The 19,231-nt window shown below is 59.4% G+C and carries 22 protein-coding genes; 11 read left to right on the top strand and 11 right to left on the bottom strand.

Features of this window, described 5'->3' with window-relative positions; translation table 11 throughout:
- Positions 1-291: 291 nt before the first annotated feature.
- The 3 genes from ACNSPV_RS05465 to ACNSPV_RS05455 form a co-directional block, all read right to left on the bottom strand.
- Positions 292-2,184 (bottom strand): heavy metal translocating P-type ATPase, encoded by a 1,893-nt coding sequence (locus tag ACNSPV_RS05465; RefSeq protein ID WP_348584280.1) that lies wholly within the window; start codon positions 2,182-2,184, stop codon positions 292-294.
- 293 nt (positions 2,185-2,477) lie between these two features.
- Complete coding sequence (locus ACNSPV_RS05460) at positions 2,478-2,699, bottom strand: cation transporter (RefSeq protein WP_249238732.1); 222 nt, start codon at positions 2,697-2,699, stop codon at positions 2,478-2,480.
- Between the two features lie 24 nt (positions 2,700-2,723).
- The gene (locus ACNSPV_RS05455; protein ID WP_249237749.1) at positions 2,724-3,059 is read right to left on the bottom strand and encodes an ArsR/SmtB family transcription factor; all 336 of its coding nucleotides are present in this window, start codon (positions 3,057-3,059) and stop codon (positions 2,724-2,726) included.
- A gap of 421 nt (positions 3,060-3,480) precedes the next feature.
- Here ACNSPV_RS05455 and ACNSPV_RS05450 point away from each other — a divergent pair, with 421 nt between their 5' ends.
- Positions 3,481-3,870, top strand: a complete 390-nt coding sequence (locus tag ACNSPV_RS05450; protein WP_044953511.1) for a thioesterase family protein — start codon at positions 3,481-3,483, stop codon at positions 3,868-3,870.
- Positions 3,871-3,930: 60 nt separating this feature from the next.
- Here ACNSPV_RS05450 and ACNSPV_RS05445 read toward each other — a convergent pair whose 3' ends face one another.
- Positions 3,931-4,065 carry a hypothetical protein gene (locus ACNSPV_RS05445; protein WP_256469114.1) on the bottom strand — a complete coding sequence of 45 codons (135 nt, stop codon included), beginning with the start codon at positions 4,063-4,065 and terminating at the stop codon, positions 3,931-3,933.
- Positions 4,066-4,176: 111 nt separating this feature from the next.
- Here ACNSPV_RS05445 and ACNSPV_RS05440 point away from each other — a divergent pair, with 111 nt between their 5' ends.
- Together ACNSPV_RS05440 and ACNSPV_RS05435 are read left to right on the top strand one after the other, a co-directional pair.
- The gene (locus ACNSPV_RS05440) at positions 4,177-5,841 is read left to right on the top strand and encodes a Na+/H+ antiporter NhaC family protein (protein WP_348584281.1); all 1,665 of its coding nucleotides are present in this window, start codon (positions 4,177-4,179) and stop codon (positions 5,839-5,841) included.
- A 92-nt stretch (positions 5,842-5,933) separates the two neighbouring features.
- Positions 5,934-6,389: a MarR family winged helix-turn-helix transcriptional regulator gene (locus ACNSPV_RS05435; RefSeq protein WP_097800683.1), complete on the top strand. Its 456-nt coding sequence runs from the start codon at positions 5,934-5,936 to the stop codon at positions 6,387-6,389.
- A gap of 45 nt (positions 6,390-6,434) precedes the next feature.
- Here ACNSPV_RS05435 and ACNSPV_RS05430 read toward each other — a convergent pair whose 3' ends face one another.
- Positions 6,435-6,716 carry a hypothetical protein gene (locus tag ACNSPV_RS05430; protein WP_348584283.1) on the bottom strand — a complete coding sequence of 94 codons (282 nt, stop codon included), beginning with the start codon at positions 6,714-6,716 and terminating at the stop codon, positions 6,435-6,437.
- Positions 6,717-6,878: 162 nt separating this feature from the next.
- Between ACNSPV_RS05430 and ACNSPV_RS05425 the strand changes: the two genes are divergently transcribed.
- From ACNSPV_RS05425 to ACNSPV_RS05400, 6 genes are all read left to right on the top strand, one after another.
- Entirely contained in the window at positions 6,879-7,640 is a 762-nt protein-coding gene (locus ACNSPV_RS05425; RefSeq protein ID WP_348584285.1) for an AzlC family ABC transporter permease, read from the top strand.
- Positions 7,637-7,966 (top strand): branched-chain amino acid transporter permease, encoded by a 330-nt coding sequence (locus tag ACNSPV_RS05420; protein WP_005943786.1) that lies wholly within the window; start codon positions 7,637-7,639, stop codon positions 7,964-7,966. Before ACNSPV_RS05425 ends, ACNSPV_RS05420 begins: the two co-directional genes overlap by 4 nt.
- 188 nt (positions 7,967-8,154) lie before the next feature.
- The gene (locus ACNSPV_RS05415; protein ID WP_348584287.1) at positions 8,155-9,012 is read left to right on the top strand and encodes an NAD(P)/FAD-dependent oxidoreductase; all 858 of its coding nucleotides are present in this window, start codon (positions 8,155-8,157) and stop codon (positions 9,010-9,012) included.
- A 5-nt stretch (positions 9,013-9,017) separates the two neighbouring features.
- Positions 9,018-9,707 carry a Crp/Fnr family transcriptional regulator gene (locus ACNSPV_RS05410; protein ID WP_348584288.1) on the top strand — a complete coding sequence of 230 codons (690 nt, stop codon included), beginning with the start codon at positions 9,018-9,020 and terminating at the stop codon, positions 9,705-9,707.
- Between the two features lie 68 nt (positions 9,708-9,775).
- The gene (locus ACNSPV_RS05405; RefSeq protein ID WP_154260095.1) at positions 9,776-10,024 is read left to right on the top strand and encodes a type II toxin-antitoxin system Phd/YefM family antitoxin; all 249 of its coding nucleotides are present in this window, start codon (positions 9,776-9,778) and stop codon (positions 10,022-10,024) included.
- Complete coding sequence (locus ACNSPV_RS05400; RefSeq protein ID WP_154260093.1) at positions 10,024-10,287, top strand: Txe/YoeB family addiction module toxin; 264 nt, start codon at positions 10,024-10,026, stop codon at positions 10,285-10,287. The genes ACNSPV_RS05405 and ACNSPV_RS05400 overlap by 1 nt, the downstream gene beginning before the upstream one ends.
- Before the next feature lie 173 nt (positions 10,288-10,460).
- On the opposite strand, the gene ACNSPV_RS05395 is transcribed toward ACNSPV_RS05400, so the two are convergent.
- From ACNSPV_RS05395 to ACNSPV_RS05385, 3 genes are read right to left on the bottom strand one after another with little or no spacing between them, the layout of a single operon-like run.
- Positions 10,461-10,928, bottom strand: coding sequence for a hypothetical protein (locus ACNSPV_RS05395; protein ID WP_348584289.1), 468 nt, complete (start codon positions 10,926-10,928; stop codon positions 10,461-10,463).
- A 25-nt stretch (positions 10,929-10,953) separates the two neighbouring features.
- Positions 10,954-11,916 (bottom strand): outer membrane insertion C- signal, encoded by a 963-nt coding sequence (locus ACNSPV_RS05390; protein ID WP_249237757.1) that lies wholly within the window; start codon positions 11,914-11,916, stop codon positions 10,954-10,956.
- A 29-nt stretch (positions 11,917-11,945) separates the two neighbouring features.
- Positions 11,946-13,178, bottom strand: coding sequence for a CobW family GTP-binding protein (locus ACNSPV_RS05385; protein ID WP_348584290.1), 1,233 nt, complete (start codon positions 13,176-13,178; stop codon positions 11,946-11,948).
- A 416-nt stretch (positions 13,179-13,594) separates the two neighbouring features.
- On the opposite strand from ACNSPV_RS05385, the gene ACNSPV_RS05380 reads away from it, so the two are divergent.
- On the top strand, positions 13,595-15,394 hold the full coding sequence (locus tag ACNSPV_RS05380; RefSeq protein WP_348584291.1) for an aminopeptidase P family N-terminal domain-containing protein: 1,800 nt from the start codon (positions 13,595-13,597) through the stop codon (positions 15,392-15,394).
- 99 nt (positions 15,395-15,493) lie between these two features.
- Here the strand turns inward: ACNSPV_RS05380 and ACNSPV_RS05375 are convergent, their stop codons facing one another.
- Positions 15,494-16,399 carry a glycosyltransferase family 2 protein gene (locus tag ACNSPV_RS05375; RefSeq protein ID WP_339394540.1) on the bottom strand — a complete coding sequence of 302 codons (906 nt, stop codon included), beginning with the start codon at positions 16,397-16,399 and terminating at the stop codon, positions 15,494-15,496.
- A gap of 14 nt (positions 16,400-16,413) precedes the next feature.
- Positions 16,414-17,331, bottom strand: coding sequence for a glycosyltransferase family 2 protein (locus ACNSPV_RS05370; protein ID WP_348584292.1), 918 nt, complete (start codon positions 17,329-17,331; stop codon positions 16,414-16,416).
- 62 nt (positions 17,332-17,393) lie between these two features.
- Between ACNSPV_RS05370 and ACNSPV_RS05365 the strand changes: the two genes are divergently transcribed.
- Entirely contained in the window at positions 17,394-18,116 is a 723-nt protein-coding gene (locus ACNSPV_RS05365; protein WP_339394542.1) for a LytR/AlgR family response regulator transcription factor, read from the top strand.
- Between the two features lie 53 nt (positions 18,117-18,169).
- Here ACNSPV_RS05365 and ACNSPV_RS05360 read toward each other — a convergent pair whose 3' ends face one another.
- A complete protein-coding gene (locus ACNSPV_RS05360) occupies positions 18,170-19,153 on the bottom strand; it encodes a glycosyltransferase (protein WP_348584293.1) in 984 nt (327 codons plus the stop codon).
- Positions 19,154-19,231: the final 78 nt, after the last annotated feature.

The raw sequence follows: 19,231 nt of genomic DNA, 5'->3' as shown, positions 1-19,231 counted from the left end.
ATACACCTTGATAAAAATGTGCATTTTTTGAGTGTCAGACTTTCATTTTACCACGTTCTCGGCGAAAGAGCAATCATTTCCGGAAGAAATTGGAATGCGGAAGTTCCAGCCATGGAGCGGGATTTTGGTGCATGAAAGCCGGCATCCTGCGTCTCTCACAGCGCAGCGCGCGCAGCCATCATGCAGCTGCTGCGGCGGCAAAACAGATGGGGGACACCTTGCGCCGGATAAAAAAATGCCGTGGATCCTTTGCAGGGTGCACGGCAGATCCGCTATGAAACAGGATGGGCCTTACGGTTCGTTTTTCCGGGCAAGGTCCCTGGTGTACAGGGCACGGGTGGCGTTGAGCACGGCCAGCACCATCACGCCCACATCGGCAAAGATGGCGGTCCACATGCTGGCCATGCCAATCGCGCCCAGCACAAGGCAGGCGAACTTGATGGCCAGTGCAAACACGATGTTCTGATACACGATGCGCAGGGTGCGGCGGGCAATGCGCATGGCCAGCGCGATCTTGGCCGGGTCGTCGTCCATCAGCACCACGTCTGCGGCCTCAATGGCGGCATCGGAGCCCAGCGCACCCATGGCGATGCCCACATCGGCACGGGACAGAACGGGGGCATCGTTGATGCCGTCGCCTACAAAGGCGAGGTTCTCTTTGGGCCGCTTTGCGGCGAGCAGCGTTTCGATCTGCTCTACCTTGTCGCCCGGCAGCAGGCCTGCATGGTATTCATCCAGACCCAGCTCTGCGGAAACGGCCTTTGCCACGGGCTCGGCGTCGCCGGTCAGCATGACGGTCTTGCGCACACCGGCGTCCTTCAGGCCCCGGATGGCCTGTGCACTGTGGGGCTTCACCACATCGGCGATCAGCAGATAGCCCGCGTACCTGCCCTCAATGGCAACATGTACAAGGGTGCCCGTCTCGCTGACGGCGGGGACGTTCAGGCCCAGCTTTTCCATCAGGCGGGCGTTGCCGGCAGCAACGGTCCTGCCGTCCACCTTGGCGGTGACACCGTGGCCGCCCAGCTCCTGCACATCGGTGACGCGGTTCGGATCGATCTCCCTGCCGTAAGCGGTCTTGATGCTCAGGGAGATGGGATGCTTGGACCAGCTCTCGGCCAGTGCGGCGGCTTCCAGAAGCTGCTGCTCCGTGGTGCCCTCTGCGGGGTGGATGCCGGTCACCTTAAAGGTGCCCTGGGTCAGGGTGCCGGTCTTGTCGAACACAACGATGCCGGTGCGGGCCAGCTCTTCCAGATAGGTGGAACCCTTGACCAGAATGCCGCAGGCAGATGCACCGCCGATGCCGCCAAAGAAGCTCAGGGGGATGCTGATGACCAGTGCGCAGGGGCAGCTGATGACAAGGAAGGTCAATGCACGGTAGACCCAGTCGCCAAAGCGGGCGGGCTGGCCCATGAGCAGCAGCACCACCGGCGGGATAAAGGCCAGAGCCAGTGCGCTGTAGCACACGGCGGGGGTGTACACGCGGGCAAACCGGGTGATGAAGTTCTCGGCGCGGGCCTTCTTCATGCTGGAATTTTCCACAAGGTCCAGAATTTTGGAAACGGTGGATTCGCCGAATTCCTTGGTGGTTTTCACCTTCAGCAGGCCGGTCATGTTTACGCAGCCGCTGATGACCTCGTCACCGGTCTGCACATCGCGGGGCAGGCTCTCGCCGGTCAGGGCGGCGGTGTTCAGGGCAGAAGCGCCCTCCACGATCACGCCGTCGATGGGCACGCGCTCACCGGGCTGCACCACGATCACGGTGCCGATCTCCACGTCGTCCGGGTCCACCTGCTCCAGTTTTCCGTCCTCGCCCTCAATGTTGGCGTAGTCCGGGCGGATGTCCATTAAACTGGAAATGCTCTGCCGACTCTTGCCCACGGCCACGCTCTGGAACAGCTCGCCGATCTGGTAGAAGATGATGACGGCGCAGCCCTCCATGTAGTCGCCCAGCGCAAACGCACCCACGGTGGCAACGGCCATCAGGAAGCACTCGTCAAAGGGCTGGCGGTTCTTGATGCCAAGCAGTGCCTTGCGCAGCACGTCCCAGCCCACCACGAGGTACGGGATGCAGTACAGCGCCAGCTCCACCGGTGTGGGGAACTGGGGCAGCAGCTTGAGGATGAGCACCAGAATCACCGCAGCGATGATGCGCTGCAGGTTCTTTTTCTGCTTTTTATTCATAGTAAAGCTCTCCTTTTTTGGGGGATCATGGGCCGCACTGCGCTGCGGCAGGCGGGGACTTTTCAACAATTTTTCCCCATGAAAATGGATATTCCACGGTTTTACCCGGGTTTTCCACGCAGTTTTTCTGCCGGAAAAGCACTTTTTCACGTTTCTTTTGCAAGTTTTCCGCAAAAGATGTTGAAAACCGGGTGGAAACTGTTGAAAACAGTCTGTTTTTTCAACACGAAAAACATTCCCTATAAAAAACTCCCCCGAAGGGGAGCGGGGCATTTTGAAGGGAGAAAATGCACTTAGATGTCAAAGATCTCGCAGTCGTCCTCCACCTTCTTGCAGGCGGCCAGAACGTTCACCATGGTGTCGTGGGGGTCTGCACCCTCGGCAAACTCCACCTTCATCTTCTGGGTCATGAAGCTGACGGTCGCACTTGCCACGCCTGCGACCTTGTTGGCAGCGTCCTCCATCTTCTGTGCGCAGTTTGCGCAGTCCACTTCGATCTTGTAGCTCTTCTTCATCGTCAATACCAGCCTTTCTTGGAATCACTCTTCGATATGATCCATCCCCATGGAGAGGATGCTGCGCACATGGTCATCGTCCAGTGCGTAGTATACGGTTTTGCCCTCGCGCCGGAACCGCACGAGCTTGGAATCCTTGAGCACCCGCAGCTGATGGCTCACCGCCGACTGGCTCAGCGCCACCGCATTTGCAATGTCCTGTACGCACAGCTCGTTGTCATGCAGTGCATACAGGATCTTGATGCGGGTGGAGTCGCCGAACACCCGGAACAGGTCGGCCAGCTCGTACAGCACCTCGTCGTCCGGCATATCCGGGCCTTCCGGCTGCAGGGCGGGCGCGGGGTCTTTTGTCTCAGGCATGTTGACAGCTCCTTTCGCAGCAGATTCATATGAACGTCTGTTCATGTGTTCATAGTAGCACGCGGAATGCCCCTTGTCAAGGCTTTTTTCAAAGATTTTGGACATCTGCGCTGAATTGATGAAATTTGCCTTAAAACGCAGGAAATTTGCGTTTTTGAATCGCAAAAAGGGTGCAGATTGGAGCGACGATGAAAACAAAAAAAGAGGACGCCACATGGTCAGCGTCCTCGCTATTTCCGTCACCTTCGGTACCACCTCCCCCCAAAAGGGAGAGGCCATGGCAGCCCGTTTGCGCAAAAAGAAAAAGAGAAATTTACAAAAAAGCGCAAAACAGGGTGCGTTCTGGTGCAAAATGTGGTATCTTATAAAGGTGTTCAAAAATAAAATGCGCCATACGGCGCGCAAAAGGAGAGGAAAGTATATGACATTGGAAACCGGTATCCGCGGGGAACAGAGCGTGCTCGTCACCGCAGCCAATACCGCAAAGACCATGGGCAGCGGCACGCTGGAGGTGTTTGCCACCCCGGCACTGGTGGCGCTGGCTGAAAAGACCTGCTGGATGAGCGTGGCCGACGCGCTGGGCGAAGGCAATGGCTCGGTGGGCACCAAGCTCGAGCTGGAGCACACCGCACCCACCCCCGTGGGCATGACCGTGACCTGCGAGAGCGAGCTGGTGGCGGTGGAAGGCCGCAAGCTCACCTTCAAGGTGGCCCTGCACGACGAAAAAGGCCCCGTGGGCGGCGGTACCCACGAGCGCTTTGTGGTGAACGACGCAAAGTTCGCCGCCAAGGCAGAGGCGAAGAAGGGGTAAAACTCCTTCCGTCATCGCTGAGGAAGCTGGCACGGCAACGCCGTGACGGAAGGAGCCGGCTTACTTCTCGTCCTCCTTCTCATCCAATCGGATCGGCGGCAGGTCTGCTTCCAGCAGCTGCTTTTCGGCCTGCTGCTGCGCGGCCTGCAAAAGCTGTGCGGCCTGCACGCTGGCCCGGAACAGCTCAAAATACATCGCTTTATAATCCGGCGCGGCGCACCCCTCCCTTTGCATTCGATGGGGATAGTTTTTCCTGCGCAAAGAGGGGTATGCATCCCCGGAAATTTGAAAAAAGAGGAATCCGTTATGAAAAACAAGAACCTTTCATGGTTCGCAGCTCTGCTGGTGTTTGCCCTGCTGCTGTGGTGCACAGCGGCAACGCCCGGCAAGATCGCGGACCCGTCCACCTATACCTGTGCGGTGTACAGCACCATCTTTTCGCTGCTGCCGCCGGTGATCGCCATTGTGCTGGCGCTGAACACCAAGGAGGTGTACACCTCCCTGCTGGTGGGCATCGCGTCCGGTGCACTGCTGTACGCCAACGGCAATCTGGAGCTGGCCATCAACACCCTGTTCTTCAACGAAGACGGCGGCATGGTCGCCAAGCTCTCGGACAGCAGCAATGTGGGCATCCTGATCTTTCTGGTGATGCTGGGCATCCTGGTGGCCCTGATGAACAAGGCCGGCGGCTCTGCCGCCTTTGGCCGCTGGGCCTCCACCCACATCCACTCCCGGGCCGGTGCGCAGTTTTCCACCCTGCTGCTGGGTGTGATGATCTTCGTGGACGACTACTTCAACTGCCTGACCGTGGGCTCTGTCATGCGCCCGGTCACCGACCGGCAGAAGGTGTCCCGCGCAAAGCTGGCCTACCTGATCGACGCCACTGCGGCCCCGGTTTGCATCATTGCACCCGTGTCCAGCTGGGCGGCAGCGGTCACTTCCAGCGTGCCCGAAGGCTCCGGCATCAACGGCTTTACCATGTTCCTGCGCACCATTCCTTATAACTATTATGCCCTGCTCACCATTGTGATGAGCCTGTTCCTCATCTTCACCGGCACGGACTTCGGCTCCATGAAGCTCAACGAGGACAACGCGAAAAACGGCGACCTGTTCACCACCGAGGACCGTCCCTACGGCAACGATGTGGACGACGGCACCGACACCCGCGGCCATGTGGCGGACCTGATCGCCCCGGTGCTGGTGCTGATCGGGGCCTGCATCTTTGGCATGATCTACACCGGCGGCTTCTTTGAGGGCGTGGACTTCGTTACCGCCTTTGCGGACTGCAACGCCTCTGCCGGCCTTGTGCTGGGCAGCAGCATTGCCCTGCTGTTTACCTTTGTGTTCTACCGCGTGCGCAACGTGATGACCTTTCAGGACTTTGCCGCCTGCATCCCCGAGGGCTTCAAGGCCATGGTCAGCCCCATGCTGATCCTCTCCCTCGCATGGACCCTGTCCGGCATGACCGGCCTGCTGGGCGCAAAATATTACGTTGCAAACCTGCTGAGCGGCTCCGCCGCTGCCCTGCAGTACATGCTGCCGGTCATCATCTTCCTTGTGGCAGTGTTCCTTGCCTTTGCCACCGGCACCTCCTGGGGTACCTTCTCCATCCTCATCCCCATCGTGTGCCATGCCTTCCCGGAGGGTGAGATGCTGGTCATTTCCATTGCGGCCTGCCTGTCCGGTGCCGTCTGCGGCGACCACTGCTCCCCCATCTCGGACACCACCATCATGGCCTCCGCCGGTGCCCACTGCAGCCATGTGAACCATGTGTCCACCCAGCTGCCCTACGCCATTACGGCGGCTTCCTGCGCGGCAGTGTGCTATGTCATCACGGGCATTGCACAGGCTTTTCTGGGTGCCAATGGCAGCCTGTTTACCTCGCTGATCCTGCTGGCTGTTGCCATTGTGGTGGAGCTGGCGGTGCTGAACGTGATCCGCCTGCGCACCAAAAAGACGAAGCAGGCCTGAAAAGGCTGTTCGGCTTCTCCGTGATTTCCCTTTGCGCTGCGTGCAAAATGTGGTATACTGAAAGAAAATGAACCATCGGAGGCGCACGACCCATGCTGGAACAGGCATTTCAGGACGTATATACCAAATTCAAGCTGCACTTTTACCAGAACATTTTTCAGCGCTTTGCCACCCGGGAAGCCACCCTGACCACGGTGGAATCCTTCTGCATGGAGGGCATCATGGCCATGGGCGAGCCCACCATTGCGGAGTTCTCCCGCATGATGCAGATCTCCACCCCCAATGCGGCGTATAAGATCGGCAGTCTGGTGAAAAAAGGCTATGTGGAAAAGATCCAGTCCACCACCGACCGGCGCGAATACAACCTGCGTCCCACCCAGAAGTATATCGATTACTACAACATCAGCTATTCCTACCTGCACACCGTAGTGGAGCGCGCCCGCGAACGTTTCTCCCCCGAGGACTGCGCAAAGCTGGAAGAGATGCTCACCATCGTGAGCGACGAGCTGATGCCGGAACTGGATCTGCCCAAAAAGAACGCAGAATAAGCAAAAACCCTCCCGGTCGCTGGCCGGGAGGGTTTTTATGTATCGTTACTTCTGCTCTTTATCCACTACCTGGATCTTGCCCTTCTTCCACAGCACGTAGGAGGTCAGGACGCCGATGGGCAGCATCACGATGATAAAGATGCCCACAAGGCCGCCCAGCGCGGAGCCGTAGCCTGCAAGGCGTGCGGCGAGGGAGAGGACTGTCATGATGACCAGCACCGGCAGCACGCCCTTGATGCCGCCCTTGACCACCTTGCTGCCGCTGGACGAGCTGGCGAACAGACCCAGCGCCATGGAGCCGAACAGGGCCGGCAGGGAAGCCTTCATGCGGAAAACTGGTTTCCATGGCAGCGGGGCCGCTACTCTTGCAAAAGCCGTGAAACCTGCTATAATAATACATACATCTACATATCGAAAAAGTGGGTTTTGCCGGCAGCACTGCGGCTGCGGTCAAAGGCCCTATGCTGTTTTTTTTTTGAGGGAAGACCAATGGAATATGCAACCGGACAACAACTGACAAGGCGGCAGAGCACCGTATGGCGGGCACTGCACGCCGCCGCACCGCAGACCATCCCGGTGCTGGCGGGCTATTTTGTGCTGGGGATGGGCTATGGCATTTATGTGCAGTCGCTGGGCCTGCCGGTGTGGATGCCCATGCTCATGGGCACGGTGGTCTACGGCGGTTCGCTGGAATTTGTGCTGGCAAGCCTGCTGCTGAGCGCGTTCTCGCCCCTTTCGGCCTTTTTGATGGCGCTGATGATCCAGGCGCGGCATCTGTTCTACGGCCTTGCCATGCTGGAACGCTACAAGGGCTACGGCCTGCGCAGCTTTTATATGATCTTTGCCATGAGCGACGAGACTTTTTCCATCACCTGCTCGGCCGAGCCGCCGGAAGGGGTGGACAGGGGCTGGTTCATGTTCTTCATCACCCTGCTGGATCAGTGCTACTGGGTGCTCAGCGCCGGTCTTGGCGCGGTGGTGGGTTCGGTGCTGCCCTTCAGCACCGAGGGTGTGGACTTTGTGATGACCGCCATGTTCACGGTGATCTTCCTCAACCAGTGGGAAAAGGACCGGCAGCACTACAGCGCCCTGATCGGCCTTGCCGCCCCATTGGCGTGTCTGGTGTTTTTTGGCTCCGGCAGCTTTCTGCTGCCCTCCATGGGATGCATCCTGATCCTGCTGCTGGCCCTGCGCAGGCCCATTGAAAAAGCCGAGGGCCCCGCAGAAGAGACCGGGGAGGTGGGCGCATGACCGCCGTTCAGATGGGCCTGACCATTGCGGTGTGCACAGCCGCCACCATGCTCACCCGTTTTCTGCCCTTTGTGGTGTTCTCTTCCAAGGATCAGCAGCCGCCGGAGGTGGTGCGGTATCTGGGCCGGGTGCTGCCCGCAGCCATTTTTGGAATGCTGATCGTCTACTGCCTGAAAAGCGTCACCCCCTTTGCGGGCAGCCGCGGCATTCCGGAGGCCATCGCCCTGCTGGTGACGGTGGGCCTGCACAAGTGGAAGCATGAGACCCTGCTCAGCGTCGCGGGCGGTACGCTGTGCTATGTGCTGCTGGTGCAGCTGGTGTTCTGAAGAAAGAAAAAAGCGCGCTGCCGCGCAGGAAGATTCCTGTACGACAGCGCGTTTGTGCGTGGGACGATCCGCTGACAGCGAACCGGAGCAGGACCGTCCGAAAAAACGATGTTTTGCGACCCGGTCACGGAAATTTTTCAAAAAAAGGTGTATACTGTAGAAAAATGCATCCGAAGGAGGGGGTTCCCATGCCCAGCATCATCATTGTCGGTTCCGGCCCGGCGGGCATTTCCGCTGCTCTGTACGCTGTCCGCGCCGGTGCGGACACCACGGTGCTCACCAAAGGCCCCGGTGCCCTTGACCGCGCCGAAAAAATTGAAAACTACTACGGCTTTGCCCAGCCTGTTTCCGGTGCGGAGCTGGAACGCCGCAGCATGGAAAACGCCAGACGTCTGGGTGTGCAGTTCGTCACGGCCGAAGCGGTGGGCCTGACCTATACAGATAAACTCACAGTAGAAACAGTGGATAAAAATTACCCGGCGGATGCTGTAATCCTTGCCACGGGCGCATCCCGGGCGGTGCCGCGCATCCCGGGCCTTGCCGGGTTGGAGGGGCACGGTGTGAGCTATTGCGCCGCCTGCGATGCCTTTTTCTACCGTGGAAAGGACGTGGCGGTGCTGGGCAGCGGCGAGTACGCCCTGCACGAGGTGCAGGCTCTGCTGCCGGTGGTGCGCAGCGTCACCCTGCTGACCAACGGCGCACCGCTGACGGCGGATTTCCCGCCGGAGGTCACAGTCTGTCCGCAGGCCGTGGAGGCTGTTCTGAGCGAAACCGTCGTCACCGGCGTGCAGCTGTCCGGCGGAGCGCAGCTGCCTGTCAGCGGCGTATTTGTAGCGCTGGGGGTGGCGGGCAGCACCGCACTGGCCAGAAAAATCGGCGCAGAGGTGAACGGGAACCGCATCGTTGTGGATGCGCGGATGCAGACCACCGTGCTCGGCCTGTATGCGGCGGGCGACTGCACCGGCGGCCTGCTGCAGGTGGCAAAGGCCGTGTATGAGGGCGCACAGGCTGGCACCGAAGCCGCCAAGGCCCTGCGGAAAGGATGAATGGAATGACGGAAAAAGCGACCGACCACCGTGGCTGTCTTGCCAAAGGCTTTCCCTTCTGGAACGACCTGACGCCGGAGGAGCAGGAGATGCTCTGCCGCTACACCCGGCCGGTGCACTACGCAAAGGGGGCAAGGGTGCACAGCCCGCTGGAAAGCTGTGTGGGCATCCTGCTGCTGCGCTCGGGCCAGCTGCGGGCCTACCTGCTCTCGGAGGACGGGCGGGACGTGACCCTTTACCGCCTGTTCGGCGGGGAGGTGTGCATCCTGTCGGCCTCCTGCGTCATGGACTCGGTGAACATCGACCTGTATATCGACGCCGAAGAGGACACCGAAGCCTACTGCATCAGCGCGGGCATCTTCCGCAGGCTGATGCAGCAGAACGTGCATGTGCGCTGCTACGCCTATCAGATGACGGCAGAGCGTTTTTCCGACAGCATGTGGACCATGCAGCAGGTGCTGTTCATGAGCGCAGACCGCAGGCTTGCCATTTTTCTCACCGATGAGCTGGCCAAGACCGGCGGTGATGAGGTGCGCATGACCCACGACCAGATGGCAAAGTATATGGGCTCCGCCCGCGAGGTGGTGAGCCGGATGCTGAAATACTTTGCACAGGAGGGCTGGGTGCGGCTGTTCCGGGGCGGCGTGCAGGTGCTGGACCGGAAAAAGCTGCAGCAGCTGGCAAGAGGACAATAAACGCAGCTGTGTGAGATATTGACAAAAATAAAAGCGTACAGTATACTGTACATAAAGGGGGCGGTACTATGACGACCACCAATATCACAAACTTCCGCAAGAATGCATTCAACTATGTGGAGCAGACGATCAAATACAATGAACCGTTGAACATCAGCACAAAAGAAGGCAATGCGGTTCTGCTGAGCGAAGAAGACTACAGCGGCATCATGGAAACGCTTTATCTGGTATCGGTACCCGGAATGCGGGAAAAACTCATGGACGCGATGAAAGAACCGTTGGAGGAGTGCGTAGCTGAAGATGCGGTGGAGTGGTGATGTATAAAATCGTTTATGCCAAAATGGCCTCAAAAGATGTTCCGAAGCTGAAAGCCGCTCATCTGACCGAAAAAGCAAAAATGCTGATCGATCTGCTGCGGGAGAATCCGTTCCAGAATCCACCGCCATATGAAAAATTAGTGGGTGATTTGAACGGCGCATACAGCCGCCGCATCAATGTGCAGCATCGGCTGGTGTACCAGGTATACGAAGAGGAACAGACGGTGAAAATTTTAAGCTTGTGGACCCACTACGAGCGCTGACAAAAAAAGGGCTGCTGCAAAATAAAAATGCGATAGCAATTTGCACAAAGAAATAGCGCAAAATCAGAAACCCGGAACCCTTTTTGAGCCGTTTTGGCCCTGAAAAGGTTCCGGGTTTTGTGCATTGTTTTTTCAGGAAGCTATTTGCAACAGCCTCTTTTTACGTTTAAGATTCAGCCTTTGCAGCCCTGTTCTTCCCAGTCGCCGAAGTCACTGGCTTCGGCGATCTTGGTGGGATCGAATTTTCCGCTCGCGTCTTTGGGTGCCACGGCGGGGCCTGCTTCCACCGGGTTCGGGTTGGGCGCCTCCGGGTCGCACACCGGCTTCTCGCCGTGCTCTGCGGGTGCTGCCGGGGCAGCGGCTTCTTCGGCGGGCTGGGCAGCAGGTTCGGCAGCCGCTTCCGGGGCTTCGGCGGCAGCGGCCTCTGCGTTGGCCTCGTCTGCCGCCTTTGCCTCGCCCTCGGCGTAAGCCTCGGCAGCCTTTTCGGCCTCCTTGGGGTCTAGCTCGGCGTCCTCGGGGAACTCTACTTCCTCCACGTGGAGGGGGTCTTTCTGGTTCAGGATCTTGTCCAGTGCCACGATGGCAGCACCGGTAACGGCTACCGCAGCAGCCGTGCCAAGGATACGGAACAGTGTTTTCATGCCGGGACCTCCTTGAAAGATCAGATCAAGAGAATGTTACTACATCTTCCAGCGGCTTTTCGGCGGGCTCCACCGACACAGCGGTGAGCACCGGGCCTTTGCCGCGGTAGATGTTGTGGAACTTGTAGCCTACCTTTGCGGTCACACGCACCCATGCGCGCTGCTCCAGCGCCTTGTAGCCATCGTAGCTGCAGGGGAAGCCCACGAACTGGATGTCCTGCACGCAGCAGGTCATGGCGAAACGGCCCGGCACGAAGCTGTTCTTGCCGGCACGATTGGTCTGGCACACCTGTGCAAGGAATTTGACCGTTTTGCCGGTGTACTTCTGGGGCTCGTCCTGACAGTCCATGTACCAGATGCCGAAATCGTCATCCGGAATGTCGATGATATCTGCGTTGATGTCAAAGGGCAGCGGGTCGGGGATGTCGTCATAGGCCACGCTGCCGTCGGCAAACTCGTAGGCGATGTCGCACTTGCGGGAAGCCTGACGCACCAGCTTGTGCAGCTCCTGACGGGCGGCGTCATTGTTCACGGCTTCGGCGCGGTTGAACACGATCAGCTCACTGCGGGCGATCTTGTCCAGCAGCAGGCTGCGCATGGAGTTGTCGCGGGCGTAGGTCAGGGCGGTGGTGCCGTCAGCGGTGGCGATGCACTGGTACACGATCCAGCTCTCGGGCAGAGCCTCGGCCAGATCCTGCAGCAGCCACATGCCGTTGTACTCAATGACCACACGGCCTGCGCCGGATTCCTTTTCCAGCTTGAGCAGGTTCTGCGGGTTCAGCTCGGCCTTGTCCTCCAGCACCTTGACGGTCACGCCGGGAAAGGCGAACTTTTTGGGATTATACTCTTCTTCGCCCTCTTCGCAGATCAGCAGCAGGGTCTTGTCGCCAGAGTCAAAGTTGGGGTCTTCAAAGGTCTCCTGAATGAATTTGGTCTTGCCGCTTTCCAGAAAGCCCACAAACAGGTAGACCGGAATTTCTTTTGCCATAGGAATGGTTTCTCCTTTTTACTTTAAGCTCAGCAGCCGAACAGCTCTGCAATGGCCTTTTCGTTCAGCTTGGAGCCGATGACCACCAGCTTGCCGCCCACATCTGCACCGCGGGCACGCACTTCCCACTCGCCGGGCACATAGTCAAACTCCAGCCAGCCGTCTGCGCCGCCGTTCACGATGCCCTTGCTGCGCAGGATCATGCCGTAATTGCCGGTATCCAGCTCGGTGAGGGCATGCTCCACTTCTGCCTTGGTGAATTTGCGGGCCGTCTCAACGCCCCAGCTGGTGAACACCTCGTCGGCGTCGTGGTCATGATGATGGTGATGGCCGCAGCAGCAGTGGCCGTCATGGTCGTGATGATGCTCGTCCTCGTCATCGTCATCATCGTGGTCGTGATGGTGGCCGCAGCAGCAATGGTCATGGTCGTCATGATCGTGATGATGGTGCTCGTGCTCATCGTGGTCATCATCTTCATCGTGATCGTGGTGATGCTCGTGCTCATCCTCGTCGTCATCATCATCGTGGTCGTGATGATGGCCGCAGCTGCACACACCGTTTTCGTCATCGTGGTGATGATGGTGGTGATGCTCTTCTTCCTCGTCCTCGTGGGTGTGCTCTTCGTTGGCCTTTGCAGCCATGGCGATCAGCTCTGCCTTGAAGTCGTCCTTGGTGGACATGGCCTTCAGGATCTGCTCACCGGTCAGCTCGTCCCATGCGGTGGTCACGATGGTAGCGGTGGGGTTCTTCTCGCGCAGCAGGGCGACTGCAGCGGCGATCTTCTCTTCGCTGGCGGTCTGGGTGCGGCTGAGCAGGATGCAGCTTGCGTGGCTGATCTGGTCGTCGTAGAACTCGCCGAAGTTCTTCATATACATCTTGACCTTGTTCACGTCGGCCACGGTGACAAAGCTGTTCAGCTGCACATCCAGATGCTCGGCCACGCCTTCCACAGCGCGGGTCACGTCGGAGAGCTTGCCCACGCCGGAGGGCTCGATCACGATGCGGTCGGGGTGGTACTGCTCCACCACCTGCTGCAGGGCGGTGCGGAAGTCGCCCACCAGAGAGCAGCAGATGCAGCCGGCGTTCAGCTCGTTGATCTGGATGCCGCTTTCCTTCAGAAAGCCGCCGTCAATGCCGATCTCGCCGAACTCGTTCTCGATCAGAACGACCTGCTGGCCGGCAAAGGCCTCTTTGATGAGCTTTTTGATCAGCGTAGTCTTACCGGCACCCAGGAAGCCGGAGAAAATATCGATTTTGGTCATGATTCAATTGCCTCTTTCTTTTTAGCGCAAAGAGCCGCAGAGTGCTGGCTCAAATATCTTACATTCCTATTATAACAAGGCTGTCAATGGGAAAACGGCCTTTTTCAAGAAAAAATTGTAACTTTTTTTGCAAATTGGCGGCATTTTGAAGGAGAACGAACTCCCTCAGTCAAAACCTGACGGTTTTGCTGAGAGGACGCCAACCCTCTCAGGGGGAGCTTTTTGCCATCTGCCGATAAGTGGAGTAAAACCTCCCCCTTTCGGGGGAGGTGGCATCGCGCAGCGATGACGGAGAGGGTTCGTACTCCCCTGCATTGCAATCTTTTTCCCGGAATGATACAATAGGACACAGAAAAATTCCCTGCCGCCGGGGGCTTTTCCGGCGGTCTGACCATAGAAAAAAGGAAGCTGTCATTATGAGCATGAATACCGTACCCGAGCGCCTTGCCGCGCTGCGTGCCGCCATGACCGCAAACGGCGTGGCTGTTTATCTGATCCCGGTGGGGGACCCCCATGCCAGTGAGTACCTGCCCGCCCACTATACCAGCCTGACCTGGTTCTCCGGGTTCCACGGCGAGAACTCCAACCTTGTCGTCACCCGCACCGGGAGCGCCCTGTGGGCCGATGGCCGGTACTTCGTGCAGGCAGAAAAAGAGCTTGCCGGTACCGAGATCGAGTTGCAGCGCATGGGGGAACCGGGTGTGCCCACCGTGGAGGAATACTGTGCCAACGCCCTGAACGAGGGGGAGGTGCTGGGCCTGTGCGGCCTGACCGCCAGCACGGCCCTCGTGAACGGCCTGAAAAAGGCACTGGAGAAAAAAGGCGCTTCCATCCGGACGCTGCGCCTTGAGGACGAGCTGTGGACCGAGGGCCGCCCCGCCCTGCCGGACACCCCGGCATGGATCCTGCCGGAGGAGTACGCGGGCTTCTCCCCTGCCCAAAAGCTGGAACAGCTGCGCGGCAGGCTCCGGGAACTGGGCTGCACCGCGCAGTTCGTGGGCAAGCTGGATAATCTGGCATGGCTGCTGAATCTGCGCGCCATGGACATCGAGTGCACCCCCTACGCCATGGCCTACTGCTACGTGACCCCGGACCGGGCGGTGCTGTTCATCAACACAGCCCGCGTGGCTCCGGAAGCCCGGGCAGAGCTGGAAGCGAACGGCGTCACGCTGGCGGAGTATGATGACGTACTGCCCTGCCTTGCGGCCGAGACCGAGCCGCAGACCGTGCTGGCCGAGACGGCCACCGTCAATTATGCCGTGTATCAGGTGCTGGAACAGAATGCCGCCCTCACCGTGAAGGACGGCACCGACCCGCTGCTGCTGATGAAGGGCGTGAAGAACGAAACGGAGCTTGCCCACACAAAGGAGGCCCATATCCGGGACGCTGTGGCCATGGTGCGGTTCCAGATGGAGCTGGAAAGCCGCCTTGCCGCCGGTGAGACCCTGACCGAGCTGACCGTGGACGAGATCCTGCACAAGTACCGCAGTGCGGACGATAAATTCCTTGTGGAGAGCTTTGGCACCATTGCGGCCTACGGCGGCAATGCGGCCATGATGCACTACCACGCCACCCCGGAAGATCACGCTGTGCTGGAAAAGAAGGGCTTTCTGCTGGTGGACAGCGGTGCCACCTACATGGACGGCACCACCGACATCACCCGCACCTATCCGCTGGGGGAGCTGACCGAGGACGAAAAGCGCTTCTACACATGGACCCTGCAGAGCCATATCGACCTTGCCAGGGCTGTCTGGCTGGATTACTGCGAGTGTAAGATGATCGATACCATCGCCCGGGAGCCGCTGTGGCGCCACCTCATCAACTACCGCTGCGGCACCGGCCACAGCGTCAGCTTTGTGGGCAATGTGCACGAGGGGCCCCATGCCCTGAACAGCCGCAACACCACCCGGATGCGTCCCGGCATGGTGGTCACCGATGAGCCCGGCGTCTACGAGACCGATCTTGTGGGCATCCGCATCGAGAACGAGCTGGTGTGCATCCACAAGGCGGATAACCAGTACGGCACTTTTCTGGGCTTTGAGCCGCTGACCTTTGTGCCCATTGCCACCTCGCCCATCCTGCCCGGTGTGCTGGACAAAGACGAGCTTGCATGGCTGAACGACTACCACCGTCAGGTGTTTGCAAAGCTGGCCCCGCACCTGAACGCGGAAGAGCGGGTCTGGCTGGCCGAAAAGTGCGCCTCCATCGGCTGCTGAGCCGGATAAAAACAGACACACCCGGATGCCGTACAGCGGCAGTCCGGGTGTGTGGTTCTCAGAAAAGCGGTGCGCCGTTTTGCCCGCGGAAACAGCCGGTTACAGCCTGCAGGAATGGGCCTGCGGGGTGTCCAGCGGCGGCAGGGTGAACTCGTTCTCGCCAAAAGCGGAGCGCAGAATGGCGGCCCGGGTCTCCGGGTAGATGCCCAGTTCGGTATAGATGCTCTTGTACAGGCCCATCACCCGCCGCCGCAGCCGAAGGATATCGGCGGTGGTCACTCTGGAGTGGGAAACGCTCTGGCTGCACTGCAGGTAATAGTAGCCGATGTCCGGGATGGAAACGGCGGTGCGCACATAGCGCAGGTATTCGGTGTTGAACAGCTGATCTTCCGCAAACAGCTCCTGCCGGAAGCGGATGCCGTGCCCGGCAAGGAGATCCCGGCGGTAGAGCTTGTTCCACAGCACACCGTAGTAAAAGGTATTGGGCTTTTCGATCAGCTGCCGGGCATACTCCTGACCGGTATACACCCCGGCGGGCAGATAGCCGTAGGCCCGGGTGCGGGGCGGGTTGCGCCGGAGCACGGTGCCCAGCGCCTTTTCCCACGGGCGGATGTGTTCCACGTAGTCCTTCGGATACACCATCCAGAAGGGCGCGATCACAAGATCGGCGGCGTGGGTCTCGGCGGCGGTGACGAGCTTCTCGGTAAAGTCCGGGGCCAGCCAGTCGTCGCTGTCCACGAACTGGACGTAGCGGCCATGGGCCAGCGCAAGCCCCTGATTGCGGGTGTCCGCCGCGCCGGAATTGGGCTTGTCCACCAGCGCGATGCGGTGGTCCTGAGCGGCAAGAGCGCGGCAGACCGAGAGGGTGCCGTCCTTGGAGCCGTCGTTCAGCAGGATGATCTCGATGCTTTTGTAGCTCTGGGCACAGATGCTTTTTACACAGCGGGCAATGCAGCCTGCGGCGTTGTACATGGGCACGATGATACTGACAAGGGGAAATTCCATAGCGTCTCCTTTTCTCAGATGCGGCTGTGGGTGCGTGCAGCGGCGTCGGAGAGCCGCTGCACCGGGCCGTTGGGCAGGGGGCTTTCAAACAGGCTCAGGTAGATGCCCCGCAGCCGCAGACGGAACCGGTCGTACACGCCCAGCTGAATGCACATCTGCCGGTAGGCGCGGTACATCCGGTCACGGTGGCGCAGCATGTCTGCCACCCTCACCTGCGTGTGACAGACGCTCTGCGGGTTCTGGATGTAGCAGTAAACGGCCTCGTCGATGGCGGCGAACCGCTGCGCCGCCTGCAGATACCGGGTGTTGAACAGCTGATCCTCGGCGAAAACGACATTTTCAAAACGGATCTGCGCCATCCGGATCAGGTCGCGGCGGTAGAGCTTGTTCCACAGCACGCCGTAGTAAAAGGCGGCGGCATGGCCGGTGAGCTGCCACAGGTAATCCACCTTGCTGTACTCCCCTGCGGGCAGCAGGCTGTATTCCCGGGTGTCATAGCCGCCGTCTCTGCGGGGCACCATCATCCGGTAGGGGGCCAGCACAAGGTCGGCACGGCTGCGCCGGGCAGCTGCCACAAGGTTTGCCGTGCAGCCCGGCAGCAGATAGTCGTCGCTGTCCGCGAACTGGATGTACTCGCCTCTGGCCAGCGCAAGGCCGCAGTTGCGGGTGTCGGCTGCGCCGGTGTTCAGTTTGTCGATCACCCGGATGCGGGGGTCGGCTTCGGCCAGCTTCCGGCAGATGGCAAGGGTGTCATCCCTGGAGCCGTCGTTCAGCAGAAGGATCTCAAGCTCCTGATAGCTCTGGGAGACGATGCTCTCCACACAGCGGGCAATGCAGCCTGCGGCGTTATAGGCGGGCACAATGATGCTGACAAGGGGTTCCGGCATGGCAATGGTCTCCATTTCTGTTTTTTCGGTGCAGCGAGGTTTCATTTATCATACTCCAGCCCTGCGCAAAAATCAAGGCGGGCGGCTGGCGGAGAGGGGAATGTCGGATGGTCTTTCACATTGCGGTATGCAGCACGGATGCGGCCCTGCGCAGCGGGCTGGAACGTCAGTGCATGGAATATTTTGCCCGGCGGCAGGATGCGTGCATCGTGCAGCAGCTGCCGGACGCAGATGCACTTCTGCGCCGTGATGCCGAGGGCGAGCGGTTCGACCTGTATCTCATAGAGCTGGCAGCGGTGGCGGCTCCGGCCGGGCTTTCGGCGGCTGCGGAGCTGCGCCGCCGGGGCCGCAGGGCTCCGCTGGCCTTTGCGGCCCGCACGGCGGCCCACGCCTACAGTGCCTTCCGGGTGGACGCCATGCAGTATCTGCTGCTGCCGGTGCATCAGCAGGAGCTTTCGGCCCTGCTGGCCCGCGCCACCGAGCCGGAGTATGGCCCGGCCCTCACCGTGGCCACGGCCGAGGGCCTGCGGCTGCTGCCCTATGCCCAGCTCGAGTATCTGGAGTGCACCCACCATGTGGTGCGTTTCCACCTGCTCAGCGGGGAGGATGTGATGTCCCTTTCGCTGCGGGTATCCTTTGCCGAGGTGGCAAGGCCGCTTTTGGCGGACGGCCGCTTTTTGCAGCCGCACCGCTCCTATGTGGTCAATCTGGCGGCGGCCCGGCTGCTGACGGCGGGCGAGCTGCAGATGAGCAGCGGCGCGCGCATCCCCATCCCCCGCGGGCGGGAGGGCATGGTGCGTGAGGCCGTCCGCAGCTGGACCGACCGGTAAAATGGCAAACAAAAAAGAGCTGCCTTGTGCAGCTCTTTCTCATGTACGGAAGTTCAGGCCTCTGATTTGGCGTGGCGTTTCTTTTCCTTGTCGGAAGCATCCAGAACACCAAAGCCCCAGCGGTTGGCCATGTCCATGATGATCTTCTGGGGCGAACCGGCGGGATAGGCATTCTCCGAGAATGCAGTCAGAAATTTGTACAGCTGCGGCTGCACCTTGTCGTACAGGCCCAGCTTTGTGTAAAGCTCCTTGTAATAGCGGAACACCTGCAGCTTGTTCTGCACGATGGAAGCCAGATTGATCTGGGTGTGGCAGATGCTCTGGGGGTTCTGCACATAGTGGTAGCCTGCCTTGGGAATGGAAACGAATACGTTGGCGTACAGGATGTATTCCAGGTTGAATACCAGATCCTCGGCCCAGCGCACCTCGCTGGTGAACTGCAGATGGTTGTCCACAAGGATGTCGCGGCGGTAGAGCTTGTTCCACAGAACGCTGTAGAAGAAGGATGCGGGCTTTTCCATCAGGCGCAGGGCAAAGGTGTCGCGGTCATAGATGCCCTCGGGCAGAAAACCGTATTCGCGCACATCATCGGGACGCTTTTCCTCGATGCCAAGGTTCTCCTGCAGGTTTTCCAGAGCCTGACCGGCCTTGCAGGAGTTTGCCGGGATCACCATCCAATAGGGGGCGATCACCAGATCGGCATTGTTGGTCTCGGCGGCCGTTACCAGCCGCTCGGTAAAATCAGGCTCGATATAATCGTCGCTGTCCACAAACTGTACGTACTTGCCGGATGCAAGGGTCATGCCGCAGTTGCGGGTGTCCGACACGCCGGAATTGGACTTGTCCACCAAAACGATACGCGGGTCTTTTTCGCGGAACTGCTCACAGACCGAAAAGCTTTCATCTCTGGAACCGTCGTTGACCAAAATGATCTCGATATTCTTCCACGTCTGCGCACAGATGCTCTCCAGGCAGCGGGCAACACTATTCTGCACATTGTACACTGGCACGATAATGCTGACGAGTGGGTTGTTCATGACGGAAGGTCTCCTCTTTACGGATATTATACCTTTATATTTTGAAAATCAAACGGTGTATTCTCACATATCTTACAA

Origin of the sequence: Faecalibacterium sp. 3 (genome assembly GCF_048323735.1) — a bacterium.
Classification (GTDB): domain Bacteria; phylum Bacillota; class Clostridia; order Oscillospirales; family Ruminococcaceae; genus Faecalibacterium; species Faecalibacterium wellingii.
Note: the sequence above shows the minus strand (reverse complement) of the source record. Positions and strands in the feature narration are given on the sequence as shown.

Excerpts from the sequence above, each read along its gene's own strand:
- ACNSPV_RS05465 (WP_348584280.1), bottom strand. The coding sequence starts at position 2,184 with ATGAATAAAAAGCAGAAAAAGAACCTGCAGCGCATCATCGCTGCGGTG.
- ACNSPV_RS05460 (WP_249238732.1), bottom strand. The coding sequence starts at position 2,699 with ATGAAGAAGAGCTACAAGATCGAAGTGGACTGCGCAAACTGCGCACAG.
- ACNSPV_RS05455 (WP_249237749.1), bottom strand. The coding sequence starts at position 3,059 with ATGCCTGAGACAAAAGACCCCGCGCCCGCCCTGCAGCCGGAAGGCCCG.
- ACNSPV_RS05450 (WP_044953511.1), top strand. The coding sequence starts at position 3,481 with ATGACATTGGAAACCGGTATCCGCGGGGAACAGAGCGTGCTCGTCACC.
- ACNSPV_RS05445 (WP_256469114.1), bottom strand. The coding sequence starts at position 4,065 with ATGTATTTTGAGCTGTTCCGGGCCAGCGTGCAGGCCGCACAGCTTTTG.
- ACNSPV_RS05440 (WP_348584281.1), top strand. The coding sequence starts at position 4,177 with ATGAAAAACAAGAACCTTTCATGGTTCGCAGCTCTGCTGGTGTTTGCC.
- ACNSPV_RS05435 (WP_097800683.1), top strand. The coding sequence starts at position 5,934 with ATGCTGGAACAGGCATTTCAGGACGTATATACCAAATTCAAGCTGCAC.
- ACNSPV_RS05430 (WP_348584283.1), bottom strand. The coding sequence starts at position 6,716 with ATGAAGGCTTCCCTGCCGGCCCTGTTCGGCTCCATGGCGCTGGGTCTG.
- ACNSPV_RS05425 (WP_348584285.1), top strand. The coding sequence starts at position 6,879 with ATGGAATATGCAACCGGACAACAACTGACAAGGCGGCAGAGCACCGTA.
- ACNSPV_RS05420 (WP_005943786.1), top strand. The coding sequence starts at position 7,637 with ATGACCGCCGTTCAGATGGGCCTGACCATTGCGGTGTGCACAGCCGCC.
- ACNSPV_RS05415 (WP_348584287.1), top strand. The coding sequence starts at position 8,155 with ATGCCCAGCATCATCATTGTCGGTTCCGGCCCGGCGGGCATTTCCGCT.
- ACNSPV_RS05410 (WP_348584288.1), top strand. The coding sequence starts at position 9,018 with ATGACGGAAAAAGCGACCGACCACCGTGGCTGTCTTGCCAAAGGCTTT.
- ACNSPV_RS05405 (WP_154260095.1), top strand. The coding sequence starts at position 9,776 with ATGACGACCACCAATATCACAAACTTCCGCAAGAATGCATTCAACTAT.
- ACNSPV_RS05400 (WP_154260093.1), top strand. The coding sequence starts at position 10,024 with ATGTATAAAATCGTTTATGCCAAAATGGCCTCAAAAGATGTTCCGAAG.
- ACNSPV_RS05395 (WP_348584289.1), bottom strand. The coding sequence starts at position 10,928 with ATGAAAACACTGTTCCGTATCCTTGGCACGGCTGCTGCGGTAGCCGTT.
- ACNSPV_RS05390 (WP_249237757.1), bottom strand. The coding sequence starts at position 11,916 with ATGGCAAAAGAAATTCCGGTCTACCTGTTTGTGGGCTTTCTGGAAAGC.
- ACNSPV_RS05385 (WP_348584290.1), bottom strand. The coding sequence starts at position 13,178 with ATGACCAAAATCGATATTTTCTCCGGCTTCCTGGGTGCCGGTAAGACT.
- ACNSPV_RS05380 (WP_348584291.1), top strand. The coding sequence starts at position 13,595 with ATGAGCATGAATACCGTACCCGAGCGCCTTGCCGCGCTGCGTGCCGCC.
- ACNSPV_RS05375 (WP_339394540.1), bottom strand. The coding sequence starts at position 16,399 with ATGGAATTTCCCCTTGTCAGTATCATCGTGCCCATGTACAACGCCGCA.
- ACNSPV_RS05370 (WP_348584292.1), bottom strand. The coding sequence starts at position 17,331 with ATGAAACCTCGCTGCACCGAAAAAACAGAAATGGAGACCATTGCCATG.
- ACNSPV_RS05365 (WP_339394542.1), top strand. The coding sequence starts at position 17,394 with ATGGTCTTTCACATTGCGGTATGCAGCACGGATGCGGCCCTGCGCAGC.
- ACNSPV_RS05360 (WP_348584293.1), bottom strand. The coding sequence starts at position 19,153 with ATGAACAACCCACTCGTCAGCATTATCGTGCCAGTGTACAATGTGCAG.